This is a genomic window from Paramagnetospirillum caucaseum (assembly GCF_000342045.1).
Taxonomy (GTDB): domain Bacteria; phylum Pseudomonadota; class Alphaproteobacteria; order Rhodospirillales; family Magnetospirillaceae; genus Phaeospirillum; species Phaeospirillum caucaseum.
Genome location: NZ_AONQ01000002.1, coordinates 19,577 through 36,788, shown reverse-complemented (window position 1 = coordinate 36,788; position 17,212 = coordinate 19,577). Strand labels below are relative to the sequence as shown.

General features: G+C 68.9%; 18 protein-coding genes. 10 read left to right on the top strand and 8 right to left on the bottom strand.

The window, feature by feature from the left end; genetic code table 11:
• Positions 1-66 precede the first annotated feature (66 nt).
• On the top strand, positions 67-447 hold the full coding sequence (locus tag H261_RS00995; protein ID WP_008613312.1) for a cyclophilin-like fold protein: 381 nt from the start codon (positions 67-69) through the stop codon (positions 445-447).
• Positions 448-452: 5 nt separating this feature from the next.
• Positions 453-719 carry a hypothetical protein gene (locus H261_RS00990; RefSeq protein WP_008613311.1) on the top strand — a complete coding sequence of 89 codons (267 nt, stop codon included), beginning with the start codon at positions 453-455 and terminating at the stop codon, positions 717-719.
• Between the two features lie 8 nt (positions 720-727).
• Here H261_RS00990 and H261_RS23155 read toward each other — a convergent pair whose 3' ends face one another.
• From H261_RS23155 to H261_RS00975, 3 genes are all read right to left on the bottom strand, one after another.
• On the bottom strand, positions 728-1,387 hold the full coding sequence (locus H261_RS23155) for a Crp/Fnr family transcriptional regulator (protein ID WP_008613310.1): 660 nt from the start codon (positions 1,385-1,387) through the stop codon (positions 728-730).
• Between the two features lie 196 nt (positions 1,388-1,583).
• On the bottom strand, positions 1,584-3,071 hold the full coding sequence (gene amaB / locus H261_RS00980) for an L-piperidine-6-carboxylate dehydrogenase (protein WP_008613309.1): 1,488 nt from the start codon (positions 3,069-3,071) through the stop codon (positions 1,584-1,586).
• A 10-nt stretch (positions 3,072-3,081) separates the two neighbouring features.
• Positions 3,082-4,764 carry a thiamine pyrophosphate-dependent enzyme gene (locus tag H261_RS00975; RefSeq protein ID WP_008613307.1) on the bottom strand — a complete coding sequence of 561 codons (1,683 nt, stop codon included), beginning with the start codon at positions 4,762-4,764 and terminating at the stop codon, positions 3,082-3,084.
• Positions 4,765-4,864: 100 nt separating this feature from the next.
• On the opposite strand from H261_RS00975, the gene H261_RS00970 reads away from it, so the two are divergent.
• Positions 4,865-5,194 carry a hypothetical protein gene (locus tag H261_RS00970; protein WP_235062838.1) on the top strand — a complete coding sequence of 110 codons (330 nt, stop codon included), beginning with the start codon at positions 4,865-4,867 and terminating at the stop codon, positions 5,192-5,194.
• Here the strand turns inward: H261_RS00970 and H261_RS00965 are convergent.
• Positions 5,136-5,627: a CinA family protein gene (locus H261_RS00965; RefSeq protein WP_008613302.1), complete on the bottom strand. Its 492-nt coding sequence runs from the start codon at positions 5,625-5,627 to the stop codon at positions 5,136-5,138. The two genes, H261_RS00970 and H261_RS00965, sit on opposite strands and share 59 nt — an antisense overlap.
• Positions 5,628-5,629: 2 nt before the next feature.
• A complete protein-coding gene (locus H261_RS00960) occupies positions 5,630-6,112 on the bottom strand; it encodes a phosphatidylglycerophosphatase A family protein (protein WP_008613300.1) in 483 nt (160 codons plus the stop codon).
• A 348-nt stretch (positions 6,113-6,460) separates the two neighbouring features.
• On the opposite strand from H261_RS00960, the gene H261_RS00955 reads away from it, so the two are divergent.
• Positions 6,461-8,971 carry a PAS domain-containing sensor histidine kinase gene (locus H261_RS00955; RefSeq protein WP_008613298.1) on the top strand — a complete coding sequence of 837 codons (2,511 nt, stop codon included), beginning with the start codon at positions 6,461-6,463 and terminating at the stop codon, positions 8,969-8,971.
• A gap of 7 nt (positions 8,972-8,978) precedes the next feature.
• Here the strand turns inward: H261_RS00955 and H261_RS00950 are convergent, their stop codons facing one another.
• The 3 genes from H261_RS00950 to dapA are packed head-to-tail and all read right to left on the bottom strand — an operon-like array spanning position 8,979 to position 11,005.
• The gene (locus tag H261_RS00950; RefSeq protein ID WP_008613296.1) at positions 8,979-9,620 is read right to left on the bottom strand and encodes a sulfite oxidase-like oxidoreductase; all 642 of its coding nucleotides are present in this window, start codon (positions 9,618-9,620) and stop codon (positions 8,979-8,981) included.
• Positions 9,621-9,656: 36 nt separating this feature from the next.
• Entirely contained in the window at positions 9,657-10,118 is a 462-nt protein-coding gene (smpB, locus tag H261_RS00945; RefSeq protein ID WP_008613293.1) for an SsrA-binding protein SmpB, read from the bottom strand.
• Positions 10,119-10,132: 14 nt separating this feature from the next.
• Complete coding sequence (gene dapA / locus H261_RS00940; RefSeq protein ID WP_008613285.1) at positions 10,133-11,005, bottom strand: 4-hydroxy-tetrahydrodipicolinate synthase; 873 nt, start codon at positions 11,003-11,005, stop codon at positions 10,133-10,135.
• A 179-nt stretch (positions 11,006-11,184) separates the two neighbouring features.
• On the opposite strand from dapA, the gene H261_RS00935 reads away from it, so the two are divergent.
• From H261_RS00935 to H261_RS00910, 6 genes are all read left to right on the top strand, one after another.
• Positions 11,185-12,348: an efflux RND transporter periplasmic adaptor subunit gene (locus H261_RS00935; protein ID WP_008613284.1), complete on the top strand. Its 1,164-nt coding sequence runs from the start codon at positions 11,185-11,187 to the stop codon at positions 12,346-12,348.
• A complete protein-coding gene (locus tag H261_RS00930; protein ID WP_008613283.1) occupies positions 12,345-13,478 on the top strand; it encodes an ABC transporter permease in 1,134 nt (377 codons plus the stop codon). Before H261_RS00935 ends, H261_RS00930 begins: the two co-directional genes overlap by 4 nt.
• Positions 13,479-13,480: 2 nt before the next feature.
• A complete protein-coding gene (locus tag H261_RS00925) occupies positions 13,481-14,179 on the top strand; it encodes an ABC transporter ATP-binding protein (RefSeq protein WP_040475561.1) in 699 nt (232 codons plus the stop codon).
• A gap of 61 nt (positions 14,180-14,240) precedes the next feature.
• On the top strand, positions 14,241-16,205 hold the full coding sequence (locus tag H261_RS00920) for a lytic transglycosylase domain-containing protein (RefSeq protein WP_008613281.1): 1,965 nt from the start codon (positions 14,241-14,243) through the stop codon (positions 16,203-16,205).
• Positions 16,202-16,879 carry a haloacid dehalogenase type II gene (locus tag H261_RS00915; RefSeq protein WP_040475560.1) on the top strand — a complete coding sequence of 226 codons (678 nt, stop codon included), beginning with the start codon at positions 16,202-16,204 and terminating at the stop codon, positions 16,877-16,879. Before H261_RS00920 ends, H261_RS00915 begins: the two co-directional genes overlap by 4 nt.
• Before the next feature lie 3 nt (positions 16,880-16,882).
• Positions 16,883-17,212, top strand: coding sequence for a hypothetical protein (locus H261_RS00910; RefSeq protein WP_008613278.1), 330 nt, complete (start codon positions 16,883-16,885; stop codon positions 17,210-17,212).

Genomic DNA, 17,212 nt, shown 5'->3' with positions numbered 1-17,212 from the left:
CTGGTCAATTCCCTTGGGAAATGGCACATTGGAGCCATGACAGGAACCATCCGGGACCGCCAAGGCATGCGTAAGCTGAAGATTTCCATCGGACACCATGTCCTGCACGTCGATCTCTACGACACCGCGACGGCCGACGCCGTCCTGGCGGCGGTGCCGTTCGATGCCCGCGCCGCCACCTGGCAGGGCGAGGTCTATTTCCAGGCGCCGGTCCACGCCGACCGCGAGGACGACGCCCGCGACGTGGTCGAGGCCGGGGAACTGGCCTTCCGCCACGAGGGCGAGTCCATCGTCATCGGCTATGGCCCGACGCCCTGTTCCGAGGGCGACGAGATCCGCCTGGCGGTTCCCGCCAATATTTTCGGCCGTACCGCCGATCCGCTGGCCTTCCTCGCCGGCATCGAGGCGGGTGCCCTGGTCCGCATCGAAGCGGCGGTTGCGGAGTAGGATCGATGGCGATCCTGCGCATGATGCGGGTGGCGATGGCCCTATCGCTGATGGCGGGACTGTCGGGCTGCGCCGTCGCCGAACTGGCGGCCCACGGCGTCAAGGAGTGGGACAAGCGCAATCGCGGCGGGGAGCAGGCGGCCCAAGCCGAGGCTCAGCCGCAATCCCAGCCCCAGGCCCGCGCCGAGGAGGAACCCCCGCCGCCGGTCCGCGCCCCGGCTTCGCCTTCGGGCCGCTCGTCGGTGACCGTCGAGGAACTGCCGGCGCGGTAGGGGGGAGGCTACAGCTTCCGCTGACCCTCGGTGCTCATCACGGTCTTGAGGCCGACATTGTGGGCGTCGCCGTCTTCCATGATGTGGTCGTGGCGCTTGTCCTTGGCGCGGTTGCCGATTTCGGCCAGTTCGGCCACCGCCTTCTCCACCTTTTCCAGCGCCGCCAGCATCTCGTCGCCCAGCGGGCGGTCGTCGATCAGGTTGGCGTAGCGCTCGACGTTGAAGGCGAAGTAGCGGATCAGCTTGATGTTATCGCGGAAACTGCGCGGCCGCCGCACGAAGATGCGGTGCGAGGTGCGGATGTTCTTGATGAACATGTTGACCAGGGCGCGGACGAACTTGTCGGTGGCTTCCAGCTTGCGGTTGAAGATCGCCTGCGGCACGCGGGTCACGCTGCAATCGCTGGCGGCGACCGCTGTGGCCATGCGCTCGGAACTGTCGATCACCGCCATTTCGCCGAAGATTTCGCCCGGCCGGATGGTGTCCAGTTCCACCCGCTGACCTTCCACCTGCTGGAAGATCATCACCTTGCCCTTTTCCAGGATATAGGCGGCGTCGCCGGTATCGCCCTGGCGGAACAGCACGGCTCCGGCGGCGACGGCGAGTTTCTCCATCTTGGGTTCACCCGTTTTGGGCAAGGGGGCGAGGGGGGCGCTGATCTCGTTCATGACGGCGAATGTGCTGGATTTTCCGCCGTTCCGCAACGGGCGAGCCGCGACAAAGTGTGACGTTATACCAAGTTGCGGTGATCGAAACCGCTCACCGCAACGCCCTCAATCGCCGGGCGGGCCTTCCGCGCCATAAGGCGCGCGGCGCTTTGCGCCTAACCAAACTGCGATAAGTCGGGCTCATCGCAGTTTGGCATTACTCGGTGGTGAAGACGATTCCCTGGGCAAGCGGCAGGTCGCGACCGTAATTGATGGTGTTGGTGGCGCGGCGCATATAGGCCTTCCAGGCATCCGACCCGGATTCGCGGCCGCCGCCGGTGTCCTTCTCGCCGCCGAATGCCCCGCCGATCTCGGCGCCCGAGGGGCCGATATTGACGTTGGCGATGCCGCAATCGCTGCCCGAGGCGGCCAGGAAGGCCTCGGCCTCGCCCAGGTCGCGGGTGAAGATGGACGACGCCAGCCCCTGGGGGACGCCGTTGTTCAGCGCGATGGCCTGTTCCAGCCGCTCATAGCCCATGACGTAGAGGATGGGGGCGAAGGTCTCCGACCGTACCAGTTCCGTCTGCCGCCGGACCTCCACCAAAGCCGGGCGGACGTAGAAGGCCTGGTTCCAGCCGCCCACCGCCAGCCGCTCGCCGCCGGTGACGGTGGCGCCGGCCGCGCCGGCCTTGGCCAAAGCGTGGCGCATGGCCTGATAGGCCTTGGCCCCGATCAGCGGCCCCACCAGGGTGGCGGGATCGCGGGGATCGCCCACCCGGATGCGGCCATAGGCGGCCTTCAGCCGCTCCGCCAGCCGGTCGCGGACCGAGTGATGGACGATCAGGCGGCGGAGGCTGGTGCAGCGCTGGCCGGCGGTGCCGGCTGCGGCGAACAGCACGGCGCGCTCCACCAGATCCAGGTCGGCCGAGGGACAGATTATGGCGGCGTTGTTGCCGCCCAGTTCCAGCAGCGAGCGGCCCAGGCGCCGGGCGATGCGCGGCGCCAGCGCCTTGCCCATGGCGGTGGAGCCGGTGGCCGAGACCAGCGGTATCCCCTTGTGGTCGGCCAGGGTGCGCGCCGCCTCGATCCCGCCGATCACCACCTGTGACAGGCCGTTCGGCACCCCGCCGAAACGCTCGGCGGCCCGCGTCAATAGGGCGTTGACGGCCAGGGCGGTGAGCGGGGTCTTTTCCGACGGCTTCCAGATCACCGGATCGCCGCAGACCAGGGCCAGGGCGGCGTTCCATGCCCATACGGCGGCGGGGAAGTTGAAGGCGGTGATCACCGCCACCGGCCCCAGCGGATGCCAGGTCTCCATCATACGGTGGCGGGGGCGCTCGGTGGCCATGGTCAGGCCGTAGAGCTGGCGCGACAGGCCGACCGCGAAGTCGCAGATGTCGATCATCTCCTGCACCTCGCCCAGGCCCTCCTGGAGGATCTTGCCGCTTTCCAGGGTGATCAGCAGGCTGAGGTCGGGCTTGGCGCGGCGCAGTTCCTCGCCCAGCAGGCGGACCAGTTCACCACGTTTCGGGGCCGGAACGACACGCCAGGCGGCGAACGCCTCGGCCGCCGCCTGGACCGCGCGGGCGGGATCGGTGGTGACGGGGACCGAGGCGATGACCTGGCCATGGATGGGTGAGCGGACCTCCAGCGGGCCGTTCGGCGGGGAAAGGCCCAGGCGGGCCAGCAGGCCGGAGACGTCCATGGTGCCTCCCTTACGTTTTCGCGGCCTTTTCTCGGATGGCCGTGAGCGTGGTGCGGGTGGTGATGGCCTCGGGATCGAGGACCAGATGCAGCAGGGCGAGGCGCCCGGCGGCCAGGGCTTGATCGAAGGCGGCGGTGAAATCCTCGGTACGCTCCACCCGTGCCGTCCAGGCGCCGTAGGAGGCGGCCAGGGCGGCGAAGTCGGGATTGGCCAGATCGGTGGCCAGGGCGCGACCGGGATGGCTGGCCTCCTGATGCATGCGGATGGTGCCGTACATGCCGTTGTCGATGACCAGGATGACCGGGGCGAGATTGTGCAGCTTGGCGGTGGCCAGTTCCTGGGCGGTCATCAGGAAACAGCCGTCGCCGGCGAAGGCCAGCACCATGCGCTCAGGGTACAGCGCCTTGGCGGCCAGGGCGGCGGGCAGGCCGTAGCCCATGGAGCCGTTGGCCGGGGCCAGCTGGCCGGGATAGCGGCGGAAGCGGTGGAAACGCTGCGGCCAGCCGGTATAGTTGCCGGCGCCGGTGCAGATTATGGCGTCGTCGGGCAGGCGGGACTCGATCTCGGCCATCACAAGCCCCATGTCCAGCGTGCCGGGGCAGGGATGGGGCACCCGGTTGGCCAGATGGTCGGCGCGCACCGCTTGCGCCCAGCTTGCCCAGCGGGGGGCGGGGGGCGCTTCCAGTTCGGCGGCGCGCCGCGCGAAGGGCAGCATGGCGGAAACGATGGCGAGATGGGGGCGGTAGACCCGGCCCAGTTCCTCGGCCTCGGGGAAGACGTGGATCAGGATTTGCCTGGGGTTCGGGGCTTCGATCAGGCTGTAGCCATGGGTGTCGATGTCGCCCAGGCGGGTGCCCACCGCCAGGATCAGATCGGCTTCCCGCACCCGTGCTCCCAGGCTGGGGGCCATGGAATAGCCCAGCTCGCCGCCATAGGCGGGCGAATCGTTGTCGACGATGTCCTGGCGGCGGAAGCAGGCGGCCACCGGCAGGCTCCAGCCCTCGGCGAAGCGGGTGATCAGGCCGGCGGCTTCGGCGTTCCAGCCGCCGCCGCCCACCAGCATCAGCGGGCGCTCGGCCCGGCCCAGCAACTCCACCATCTTGTCCAGGCGGCAGGGGCCGGGATGGGGCAGGGCGGGGGGCAGGCGCCCGACGTCGGCGACGACGGCGCGCTCGGCCAGCATGTCCTCGGGCAGGATCAGCACCGTCGGGCCGGGGCGCCCGCCCAGGGCGGCGGCGAAGGCGCGGGCCACCGCCTCGGGCAGGCGGTCGGGCGAGGTGATCTCCTCGACCCGCTTGGCCAGGGGCCGGAACATCTGGGCCAGTTCCACCTCCTGGAACGCCTCGCGCCCCCGGAACGGCCGATCCACCTGGCCGATCAGCAGGACCATCGGGGTGGAATCCTGGAAGGCGGTGTGCACTCCCACCGAGGCATGGGTGGCGCCGGGGCCGCGCCCGACGAAGCACACGCCGGGGCGGCCGGTCAGCTTGCCGTGGGCCTCGGCGGCATAGGCGGCGCCGCCTTCGTGGCGGAAGGCCAGCACCTTGAGGCGGTCGCGGCGGTCCCAGGCGGCGTCGAGGAAGGGCAGGAAGCTCTCGCCCGGCACGCAGGTCACGGTATCGGCCCCCTGGCCGATCAGGGCATCGGCGAGAATCTCGCCGCCGGTACGGGATGCGGGGCCGGACAGGGACATGGTGGAACTCTCCCACTATCTGTGAAAGTGGCTGTGACGGGGCTGGCGGACAAGATAGGCTGGGAGGCGCGGGTTCGTCCATGGACCGCTTGGAGGAATAATGGCAAGCGACTGGCGCGGACTGGAGCGGCGGCTGATGCAGGCGACCGGGGCCGAGAGCGGGCTCGACGGCGATCTGGCGGCGGCCTTCGGCGTCGCCCCGGCGCCGTTCACCGCCTCGGTTCCCGATTGCCGCGCCCTGGTGGAAACGGTGGTGCCCGGCATGAGGCTGCACCTGGGATACGGCGCCAATGGAATGTTCCCCTACGCCTTGCTGTCGGGCGAGGGGCTGCACATCGTCTCGGAGGCGCCCACCGTGCCGCTGGCCATTCTCAGGTCGCTGGTGGCGGCAAGAACAGCCCAAGAGCGGTCAGCGCCGCCTGCAGCCTGACCGCGTCCCGGTCGCCGTCGAAGCGGTGTTCGGCGTGCCGCGTTGCCGCGCCGCGCCGGGCCAGGGCGAAATGCACCAGCCCCACCGGCTTGTCCGTTCCGTCGGCCTGGGGGCCGGCGATGCCGGTGATGGAAACCGCCATGTCGGCATGGGAATGGCCGAGGGCGCCTTCGGCCATGGCGATGGCCACCGGACGGCTGACCGCGCCATGGGCGGCGATCAACTCGGGCGGAACGCCCAGCATTTCCGTCTTGGCCTGGTTGGAATAGGTGACGAAGCCCCTGTCCACCACCGAGGACGAGCCGGGAATGGCGGTCAGCGCCGCCGCCACCAGCCCGCCGGTGCAGGATTCGGCGGTGGCGAGGCGCTCGCCCCGCTGTCCGGCGCTCCGCAGCACCAGGGCGGCCAGTTCGGTCAGGCGGGAGGGCAGCATGCTCAACTCCGCACGTGGTTGAAGAGGATCAGCAATCCCATTCCGTACAGCCCGGCCAGGATGTCGTCGAGCATGATGCCCAATCCGCCGCCGATCCGCCGGTCGGCCCAGTCTACCGGCCAGGGCTTCCAGATGTCGAAGGCCCGGAACAGGGCGAAGCCGGCCAGATAGGACAGGGGATCGAGCGGCGCGGCCAGCAGCACCAGCCATTGCCCGGCCACCTCGTCGATGACCACCTCGCCGGGGTCCTCGGCGCCGGTCAGGCGGACATAGAGCGAGGACGACCACCAGCCGATGACGAAACAGGCCAGCACGGCGGCGAGCAGCAGGCCCCGTCCTCCCACCGCCGTCAGCCCCCAGGCGAAGGGCAGGGCGGCGGCCGAGCCCCAGGTTCCCGGCCCCTTGGGCAGCAGGCCGGCGCCGAACCAGGTGGAAACCAGGGTGGCGGGATGCAGGGCGGAAATGCCGGGGCGGCGATAGGGCAAAGGAGGGCCTCCATGGAGCGGTCCCACCATACCATCGGCACCTGCGGCGACAAACCCAATTCTAATGATATATGTCAATAGGCGGTGATGGATTGCATCCGGGGGTGATAAATGTCATCTAGAGCAATGAGTTCGTTACAATATTCAACTCGTGCGGGACTAGACAGAGTCTGGTGAGTGTGTGAGAATCCTTAACAATATCGGGCTTCTTCATGTCATCGGTCGATCAATTGTTTCAAAGCCGTTTCGAGGCGCCTCCCTAATACATAGGGATGTGTCATATTCTTTGGTTTAATCTGGCGTGGCATCGCAGAGGCGAGAATGAGCGGGCCTCGGGGAGCAGGGTTGATGAACCGGCACGGCCTCATGGTGAGGCTGGTGCTTCTCGGCATGGCCGTTTGCGTGGCGCTGTGGGCGATTCTCGAACTGGTGCATCAGCGCAACCTGGCCGCTCTGGTCGACCGCCTCCTGGTGGAGCGCCTGGAGCAGAAGGCCGGGCGCGACGTCTTGCGTCTCGAGGGCATGCTGCGTTCCCATCAGGCCCTGGCCGGTCTGGTCGGCCGGCTGGAGGGCGTCGGCGCCGACGGTGAGCCGAACTGGCTGCCGGGCCGGGACGAAAGCGGCGCGTTTCCCCCTGTTGACATCCTCGCCACCCTGGCATCGGGCGAGCCCCGGCTGTGGGCGCTGGGGGGGCGGACCATCCCCGCCGGACTGGCGGCGGTGCTCGCCGGCCTGCCGCCCGGACGGGTTCAGCGCATTGTTCCCCTCGAGTCCGGAGCCGTCCTGATTTCGGCGGCACCCCTGGCCGGCGGGGACGAGCGCCGGGTGGCGGTGGTCTCGGTGATCGACGACGGTTTCCTGCAGACGACCATGGGGCATTTCCTCGACCGCGGTTTCGTCCTGGTAGCGAGCGAGCCGGCGGGGGGACGGGTGGTCGCCCATGCCGGGGAGGTCGGCAACCATGCCGCCCGGTCCAGCCTGAGCGGGTGGGGCGAGGCCTTCCTGATCGCCGGGCCCAAGGTGCTGGGGGCGGGAGAGGGGCATGCCGGCCTGGCGTTCGCGACCGCCTTGCCGCGCGACCGCCAGCGGGTGATGAGCGAGCCGCTGATCGCCATGGAGCGCTCCAGCCGGACCATCATGGGCGCCGGCCTCAGTTCGCTGTTCTTCGCCGCCCTGGTCTACGTGGCGTGGAGAATCCGCAAGTCGGCCCGGCGGGTCGCCGCCATGACCCATCAGGTGTTCGGGGCCGAGAGCAAGGAGCCCGGCATCGACGAGCTGACCCATCTGGAGAGCGAGGTGGAAACCCTGGTGTCCGAGGTCCGGCGCTCGCGTCAGGCCCTGCGCGAGGAGGAGGAGGCGCGCATCGGCCTGCTGACCGAGCAGATGACCCTTTCCACCGAGAACGAACGGCTGCGGCTGCTGCACTCGGTCACCGAGGTCATGGGGATCGGCGTCATCCGCGTCACCGATGCCGGGCCGCGGGCCGAGAACAGTGTCATGCAGGGCTTCGCCGAGGCCGCCGGGGGGCTGGAACCCTTCCTGCAGGCCCGCATCAGCGGCACGGACGTGGTGCAGGTGGGCGAGGGCGAGGAGGGCCGCATCTTCGAGACCATGCTGGCCCGTACCGTCGATGCCGGCCTGATCCTGGTGGAGGATGCCACCGCGCGGCGCAAGGCCGAGGAATCCATCGCCATCTTCGCCCAGTTTCCGTCCCAGGACCCCAATCCGGTGCTGCGGGTCAACAGCGACGGCGTGGTGACCCATGCCAATCAGGCCGCGTCGCGGCTGTTGGAATTCTGGGGCATCGACCTGGGCGGCTTGCTGCCCGAGGACTGGAAGGGCAGCATTACCGAGACCCTGGACTCCCGCTCGCAGTCGGAGATCGAGGTCACGGTGCGCGACCGCATCCTGTCGCTGGTGCTGGTGCCCCTGCCGGGCGTGGGGGTGGTCAACGTCTATGGCAGCGACATCACCGGCCGTATCGCCGCCGAGCGCCTGCTGCACATGGTCAATGAAAGCCTGGAGCGCCGCGTCCACCAGCGGACCGAGGCCCTGAAGGCCGAGATCGCCGAGCACATCCGCGCCGAGCGCGAACTGGTCGCCGCCAAGGAGCAGGCCGATCTGGCCAACCGTGCCAAGACCGAATTCCTGGCCAATGTCAGCCACGAGCTGCGCACCCCGCTGAACGCCGTCATCGGCTTTTCCGAGGTGATGGCCGCCGAGATGTTCGGCCCCCTGGGCTCGGCCCGCTATGCCGGCTACGTCAACGATATCCTGGCCTCGGGCCGCCATCTGCTGGCGGTGATCAACGACATCCTCGATATCGCCAAGATCGAGGCCGGCCAGATGGAGTTCGACATGGCGCCGGTGGAGCCGGCGGAAGTGGTCGGCGCCGCGGTGCGCATCGTGGAAAGCCGCGCCGATGCCGGCGGCCTGTTCCTGGGAACCCGGGTGGCCGAGGACGTTCCCACCCTGTGGGCCGACCGTCGCCGGCTGTTGCAGATTCTGGTCAACCTGCTGTCCAACGCCGTGAAGTTCACCCCCGAGGGCGGCAGCGTCGAGGTCTCAGTGGAGATGATGGGCGACGAGGTGGGCTTCACCGTCGCCGATACCGGTATCGGCATGAGCGACGACGAGGTGGTGGTGGCCATGCTGCCCTTCCGCCAGGTGGACGGCAGCCTGTCGCGCCGCTACGACGGCACCGGCCTAGGCCTGCCGCTGGTCCGCGCCTTCGTCGAACTGCATGGCGGCCATCTCGACATTGCCAGCACCAAGGGGGCCGGCACCAAGGTCACGGTGCGCCTGCCGCTGGGTCCCTATCCCGAGCGGGCCGGGCAGTTCCAGAACGCCGGGGAATAACATCCCTTCAGCTGTACCGCTCTTCCTTCCACGGGTCCCCCTCGCCGTGATAGCCGCGCAATTCCCAGTAGCCCGGGGTGTCGCGGTCGGAAAAGGTGATGTGGCGCAGCCACTTGGCGCTCTTCCAGAAATACAGCTTGGGAATCACCGCGCGGACCGGTCCGCCATGCTCGCGGGAAAGCGGCTGGCCCTGCCAGGAATGGGCCAGCAGCACGTCGTGGTCGGCGAAGCGGGCCAGCGGAATGTTGGTGGTATAGCCGTCGAAGCTGCGCAGCAACAGGAAGCGCGCCTCCCTGCGCGGCCTGACCACCGCCAGCAGATGCCTGGCCGACACGCCCGCCCAGGAATTGTCGTAGCGCGACCAGGTGGTGACGCAGTGGATGTCGCTGACCAGTTCGGTCTGCGGCTGGGCCATGAAGCTCTGCCAGTCCCAGCGGATGGGATTGTCCACCATGCCGCCGACGCTCAAGGACCAGTCGCGGGTCGAGAGATTGGGCTGGTCGCCCAGGTCGAGGACGGGGAAGTCGAAGGTCTCGCGCTGGCCGGGCGGCAGGCGCCGGGCCGTGGGCGCGGACGATTCGCCCGTCAGGGCGCGACCCTCGCGCGCCCATTTCTCCTTGGCGGCGATCAGCTTGTCCTTGTCGGTCATGTCGGTCTCCGGGCTGCCTGCCGAAGAGATGGGGGCTCAGCCCTTGTCGCGCATCAGGCGGGCCTTGTCGCGGTTCCAGTCCCGCTCCTTGATGGCTTCGCGCTTGTCGTGCAGCTTTTTGCCCTTGGCCAGTCCCAGCTGGACCTTGGCGATGCCCCGCTGGGCGAAATGGATGTCCAGCGGCACCAGGGTCATGCCGTCCTTGGCGAGGGCGCTCATCAGCTTGGCCATCTCGCGCTTGTGCAGCAGCAGCTTCCGGGGCCGCCGCGTCTCGTGCGGGAAGGGCATCTTGGACTGGTATTCGGGGATATAGGCGTTGAACAGGTACAGCTCGCCCTGCATGGGGCCGGCAAAGGCCTCGTTGATGTTGCCTTTGCCGACCCGCAGGGATTTGACCTCGGTCCCGACCAGCATGATGCCGGCCTCGACCTCGCTCACGATGAAGTACTCGTGGCGCGCCCGGCGGTTTTGTGCGGCGATGTGGCCGGGAAGCACCATGACCCCTGTTTCCTTTAGATCAGGCCGGCGGCCTTCATGGCCGCCTCGACCCGGTGGCGGGCGTTGTCGCTGGCGGGAACCAGCGGCAGGCGCACGTCGGGGGTGGACTTGCCCAGCAGGCTGGCGGCGTACTTCACCGGTGCCGGGCTGGTCTCGCAGAATAGGGCGTCATGCAGCGGCATGAGCTTCTTGTTCAGCTCGTTGCAGGTGGCCAGATCGCCGGCCGCCCAGGCGTTCTGCATCTGGGCGCACAGCTTGGGCGCGATGTTGGAGGTCACCGAGATGCAGCCCGCGCCGCCCTGGGCGTTGAAGGCGATGGCGGTGGCGTCCTCGCCCGACAGCTGGCACAGCCGGTCACCCAGCGCGGCGCGGATGCGCAAGGGCCGGGCCAGGTCGGCGGTGGCGTCCTTGATGCCGGCGATGTTGGGCAGCGCCGACAGCCGCACGAAGGTTTCGACGCCGATGTCGATCACCGAGCGGCCGGGGATGTTGTAGACGATGATCGGAATATCCACCGCCTTGGCGATGGCCTCGAAGTGGCGGAACAGGCCTTCCTGGGTCGGCTTGTTGTAATAGGGCGCCACCACCAGCGCGGCGTCCGCCCCGGCCTGCTTGGCATGGCGGGTCAGCGCGATGGCCTCGTCGGTGGAGTTGGAGCCGGTGCCGGCGATGACCGGGACCTTGCCCTTGGCCACTTCCAGGCACAGCTCCACCACGCGGTGGTGCTCGTCATGGGACAGGGTGGGCGATTCGCCGGTGGTGCCGCAGGGGACGACCCCATGGGTGCCCTCGGCGATCTGCCAGGCGACCAGATCCTGGAACGCTTTCTCATTCACCTTTCCATTGAGGAAGGGCGTGATGAGAGCGGTGATGGATCCCTTGAACATGGCGGTCATCCCAGATGGGTTGGTCGAAAAGAGCTAGGGACATTAGCCGCAACCGCATCCGGGGGCAAGACGACCATGCGCGACTCATGACAGTCATGAGCCAAACGTGGATTGGCAATGTAAATTAGATGTGCCTAAATAATGCCTGAATTTCCATCTTTAGCCCAAGGGACTCGCCCATGAAGGTTGTCGCCGCGCTGCGTTCCCACCCGCGATTGGCCTCGTTGCTGGCGGTAGTGCTGGTGGGTCTGGTGGCCGGGTGGATGGCGCTGGGCGGTCTCGCGGTGGAGGTGGCGGTCCCCTCCGGCGACGTTCCCATCCGGGTCTACGGCCTGGGTACCATCGAGGCCAAGGTTTCCTCCAGGCTGGGCTTCGCCGTGGCCGGCACCCTGATCGACCTGCGGGCCGATGCCGGCGATCAGGTGGTCAGGGGGCAGGTGCTGGCGCGGCTGGACGAGGCCGAGCAGCGGGCCAAGGTGGCCGCCGCCCGCGCCCTGTACGACAAGGCCCTGGCCCAGTCCACCTCGGCGCGGGCCATCGTCGCCAAGACCGCCGTCAACCGCGCCCAGAAGGAGAAGGTCAGCCAGCGCCGCAAGTCCCTGGTGGCCTCGGGAACGGTCAGCGAGGAGACCTTCGGCGACGCCCATGCGGCGGCGGTCAGTGCCGGCGCCGATGCCCAGGCCGCCAATGCCGAGGTGGCCCTGGCCCTGGCGACTCTGGCCGATGCCCGCGCCCAGCTGGAGCTGAACGAGGTTCTGTTGGCCCGCCATACCCTGACCGCGCCCTATGACGGGCGGATTTCGTTGCGTTCGCGGGAATTGGGCAGCGTGGTGGCGCCGGGCGAGGGCATCTTCACCCTGTTCGATCCCGCCACCGTCTGGGTCCTGTCCTATGTGGACGAGACCCTGGCCGGCGGCGTGGCGGTGGGGCAGGGGGCCGAGGTGCGGCTGCGCTCCGCCCCGGCCAAGCGCTTCGCCGGCCGGGTGGTGCGCATCGATATCGAGAGCGACCGCACCACCGAGGAGCGGAAGATCTACGTGGCCTGTGCCGAGTGCCCGCAGCATCTGGGCGAGCAGGCCGAGGTGGTGATCGATACCGCCCGCATCGACGGCGCCATCCTGGTGCCCGGTACGGCCGTCGAGGGCTTCGACGGCCGCCAGGGCGTGGCCTGGGTGGTGGAAAACGGGCGGCTGGCCCGCCGGCCTCTGTCCTTCGGGCACCGCACCCTGGACGGCCGCCTCGAGGTGGCCGGCGGCCTGCCTGACGGCGCCCGGGTGGTGACCCGGCTGGTGTCCGGCTTGGCGGAAGGGCGTTCGGTCCGCACCAAAGACGCGCCGCCATGAATCTGGCCCTGCGCGATATCCGCCACAAGCTGGGGCGCTTCCTGCTGACCTGCCTGGGGCTGGCCCTGCTGCTCGGCGTGGTGCTGTCCATGATCGGCATCTATCGCGGTCTGGTCGAGGACGCCCTGTCCCTGGTGCGCGCCCCCGCCGCCGATCTGTGGGTGGTGGAGGCGGGCTCGCGGGGGCCGTTCGCCGAGGCGTCGCGCATGCCGGGCGATACCCGCGAGATGGTGGCCCGGGTTCCCGGAATTCTCGAGGCCGGCGCCGTCACCTACCAGACCGTCGAGACCATCCATCAGGACCGCAAGCTGCGCCTTCAGGTGGTCGGCTACGAGCCCGGCCGCATGGGCGGCCCCGCCGCCATCGAGACGGGCCGGGCCATCGCCGTCCGGCACGGCGAGGCGGTGATCGACCAGCGGGCCGGCATCGGGCTGGGCGGCAGGGTCCGCCTGGGCCGCGACGAGTACCTGATCGTCGGGCTGACCCGCAATCACCTGTCGACCGGCGGCGATCCGGTGCTGTTCCTCAGCCTGCGCGACGCCCAGGACCTGCAGTTCCTGCCCAAGCCCTCCACCTACCGCCGCGATCAGGCCCGGGGCGCGCCGCCGCCGGCGCTGGACACCGTCAACGCGGTGGTGGCCCGGCTGGGGCCGGACGCCCCGGCCGACCGGGTGGCCCGCGAGATCGGGCGCTGGAAGCATCTGGGGACCGCCACCCAGGCGCAGCAGGAAGCCATCCTGGTGGAATCCGTGGTGGAAAAGGCGCGGCGCCAGATCGGCCTGTTCACCGCCATCCTGATGGTGGTGTCGGCGGTGGTGATCGCGCTGATCATCTATACCATGACCATGGACAAGACCCGCGAGATCGCCACCCTGAAGCTGATCGGCGCCCCCGACCGCACCATCGTCGGGCTGATCCTGCAGCAGGCCCTGGCCATGGGACTGATCGGCTTTTCCATGGGACTGACCCTTGTCAGCCTCGTGGCTGACAGATTTCCCCGCCGGGTGGTTCTGCAGGCCGAAGACGCCTTGATGCTGGGCGGGCTGGTGCTGATGGTCTGCGTGCTGTCCAGCGGATTGGGAGTGCGGCTGGCGCTGCGCATCGAGCCGGCGGCGGCGTTGGGGGGGTGAGGATGAACGGTGTGGGCGCCCTGGCCGAACTGACGGGAATCGCCAAGCATTTCGGCGAGGGAAGCTCGCGGGTCGACGCCCTGCGCGGTGTCGACCTGTCGCTCCATCCCGGCGAGGTGGTGGGGCTGCTGGGACCCAGCGGTTCGGGCAAGAGCACCCTGCTCAACATCATCGGCTGCGTCGTCGAGCCCAATGCCGGGCGGATGGTGCTGGACGGGGCGGTGGTTTATGACGGCGCCTGGGCCGGCGGCGATCTGCGCCGGCTGCGCCTGGACAAGATCGGCTTCATCTTCCAGTTCCACAACCTGCTGCCCTTCCTCAACAGCCGCGACAACGTCGCCGTGGTGCTGGAACTGGCGGGCCGCGACCGGCGGGCGGCGCAGAACCGCGCCGACGAATTGCTCGACTACCTGGAGGTGGGCGGCCGGGCCGAGGCGTCGCCCGGGCAACTGTCGGGCGGCGAGGCCCAGCGGGTGGCCATCGCCCGCGCCCTGGCCAACCATCCCCGCCTGATTCTGGCCGACGAACCCACCGCCGCCCTGGATTCCCAGCGGGCGGCCATCGTCATGGATCTGCTGATCAAGGTGGCGCGGGAACAGGACGCGGCGGTGCTGGTGGTCAGCCACGACGAGAAGATCTACGACCGCTTCGACCGCATGGTCCGGGTGCGCGACGGCGTTCTTGAAAGCGGTTCGGCTTGAAAGCGCTTGGGAGAGGCCTCTAGAATACCTCCCCCTTGACCGTCGGCCAGGATTCCAGCCGTTGAAGTTTTTCCCCGTTACCCTTGTCCTCGCCGCTTTCCTCAGCCTGGGCCCGATGTCGGGCACGGCCGCGGCCGATCCGGCCCTGACCCGGCAGGCTATCGCCGCCGCCAAGCGCGACCATTTCGACGAGGCCGCCCGGCTGGCGCGCCAGTCGCAATCCAAGGTGCTGCCCCGCCTGATCACCTGGATGGCCTATGTCTCCGGACGGTCGGGGGCCGAGTTCGCCCAGCTGTCCACTTTCATCCATGCCAATCCCGAATGGCCGATGATGAGCCAGATGACCCGGCGGGCCGAGGAATCCATCACCGCCGCCACCCCTGCCGCCCAGGTACTGGCCTGGTTCGACTCGCACCCGCCGACCACCGCCGACGGCGGCCAAGCCTATGCGCGGGCCCTGTTCGCCGCCGGGCGGGGCGAGCAGGCGGTGCAGGTGATCCGCGACACCTGGGTCACCTTGAGCTTCGGCGCCTTGCAGGAAAAGCAGTACCTCAACCTCTTCGGCGAGCATCTGCGCTACGAGGACCATTGGCGCCGCCTCGACCGGCTGCTGTGGGACCGCCAGGAGACCTCGGTCCAGCGGATGATCATGAAGGTCGATCCCGGCCACCGTGCCGTGGCCCAAGCCCGCCTCGCCCTGCAATCGGGCAAGGCCAATCCCGAGCCGTTGATCAACGCCGTCCCCGCCACCTTGCGCGACGATCCCGGCCTGATCTACGAGCGGGTGCGCTGGCGCCGCCAGAAGGACATGGACGAGGACGCCCTGGATCTGCTGGCCCATCCGTCGCGCAACAAGGTCCGCCCCGATTTGTGGTGGCAGGAGCGCGCCATCCTGGCCCGCCGGGCGCTGCAGAAGGGGTTGGTGTCCAGGGCCTATCAGGCGGCGGCCGACCATGGGCTGGAGGGCGGCGTCCAGTACGTGGACGCCGAGTTCCTGGCCGGCTGGGTGGCGCTGCGCTTCCTCGACGACAAGACCACGGCAGTCCACCACTTCACCCGCCTGCACGAATGGGCCAGCCATCCCATCTCGCGGGCCCGCGCCGCCTATTGGGCGGGGCGCGCCTTCGAGGCGGCGGGCGACGCCAAGGCGCGGGACTGGTTCACCCGGGCGGCGCGTTATTCCACCACCTATTACGGCCAGCTGGGGGCGTCCCGGCTGGGCGAGCATCATTGGCCGCTGCCCGACGAGCCGCAGCCGACCCCCGAGGATCTGGCCCGCTTCGAGGCCCGCGACGTGGTCGCCGCCGCCCGCCTGCTGATGCAGGCGGGGGAAAGCGAGCTGCTGCGCTCGTTCTTCATCCGCCTCAACGACACTGTCCAGACCCCGGGCGAACGCACCCTGGTGGCGGGCCTGGCCAGCCGCACCGGCCGCCATGACCTGGGGCTGACCGTGGCGCGCCGTTCCGACCGCGAGGGCGTCACCCTGGTGCAGGCCGGCTGGCCGGTTCCTGCGCTGGCGGCCGACGAGAGCAACCCGGAAAAAGCCCTGGTCCTCGCTTTGATCCGTCAGGAAAGCGGCTTCGTCGCCGACATCGAATCGCCGGCCGGGGCCAAGGGCCTGATGCAACTGCTGCCGTCCACCGCCTCCAAGGTGGCCAAGTCGCTGGGGCTGAAATATCACGTCAACAAGCTGGACGAGCCCAACTTCAACGTGGCGGTGGGCTCGGCCTATCTGCGCGATCTGGTGAGCAGTTTCGAGGGCTCCTACATCCTGGCCCTGGCCTCCTACAATGCCGGGCCGGGGCGGGCGCGCCGCTGGATCCGCGAATACGGCGATCCCCGCGACCCCAATGTGGACGTGGTGGACTGGGTGGAGATGATTCCGTTCAGCGAGACCCGCAACTACGTACAGCGGGTAATGGAAAGCGTCGCCGTCTACCGCCGCCGCCTGGGCAAGCCCGTGGGGCCCACCCTGGAAGCCGATCTGAAGCGCTGGGCGCGGCGCACGGCGGAGGCCGCGCCGTGATACTCGCGCCTGCCAGGGTGTGCGTCTTCGACGCCTACGGCACCCTGTTCGACCTGAGCGGCATCTCCCGGTCTGTACGGGCGGAACTGGGCGAGCGGGCCGACACCCTGATGCGGGTCTGGCGCCGCCGGCAGCTGGAGATCAGCTGGCTGCCGTTGCGGCCGGGGGCCGGCGCCGATTTCTGGCGGGTGACCGACGAGGCCCTGGACTTCGCCATGAACTCCATCGGCCTGGACGATCCCCGGTTGCGGCTGCGGCTGATGGAGGGCTGGCTGACCCCGTCCCCCTATCCCGAGGTGGTGGAGACTCTGGCCCGCCTGCGGGCCATGGGCTGTTCCACCGCCATCCTGTCCAACGGATCGGCCCGCATGATCGGAGGCGCGGTGGCGGCGGCCGGCATGGCGGACAGTCTCGACGCGGTGCTGTCGGCGGAAGCGGTCGGACGCTTCAAGCCCGATCCCCTGGTCTACAATCTGGCGGCCACCCATTTCGGCCTGGCGCCGGAAAGCGTATGCTTTGTCTCGGCCAATGCCTGGGACGTCAGCGGCGCCGCCGCCTTCGGCTTCCAGGTGGTGTGGATCAACCGTGACAATACCCCGGCGGAGAAAACGCCGCAGGGGACAAGGGCGACGGCGGCCGATCTGGCCGGGTTGCCGGCCATTCTGGGAGGTTGAGCCATGGACGAACTGGAAGAATTGCGGGCCGAGAACGAGGCCCTGCGCGCCGAGCTCGAGGAGCTTCGCGCCGAACTGGAGGAACTGCATGGCGACGCCGATATCGATTCCTGTCACATCGCCGGGCTGACCGCCCAGATCAAGGCGCTGATCGCCGAGGGCGATGCCTGCCCCGACAAGGCCGCCCATCCGCTGCTGGTGCGCGAGACATACACCCACGCCCGCACCGGGGAGGAGGTGGTCAAGACCCGCGCCTTCCCGCTCTACCGCGAGGCTTTCGACGCCGAGGCCGAGCGCCTGGGCATCGCCAATCCCGAGAAGGTCCGGGGCTGA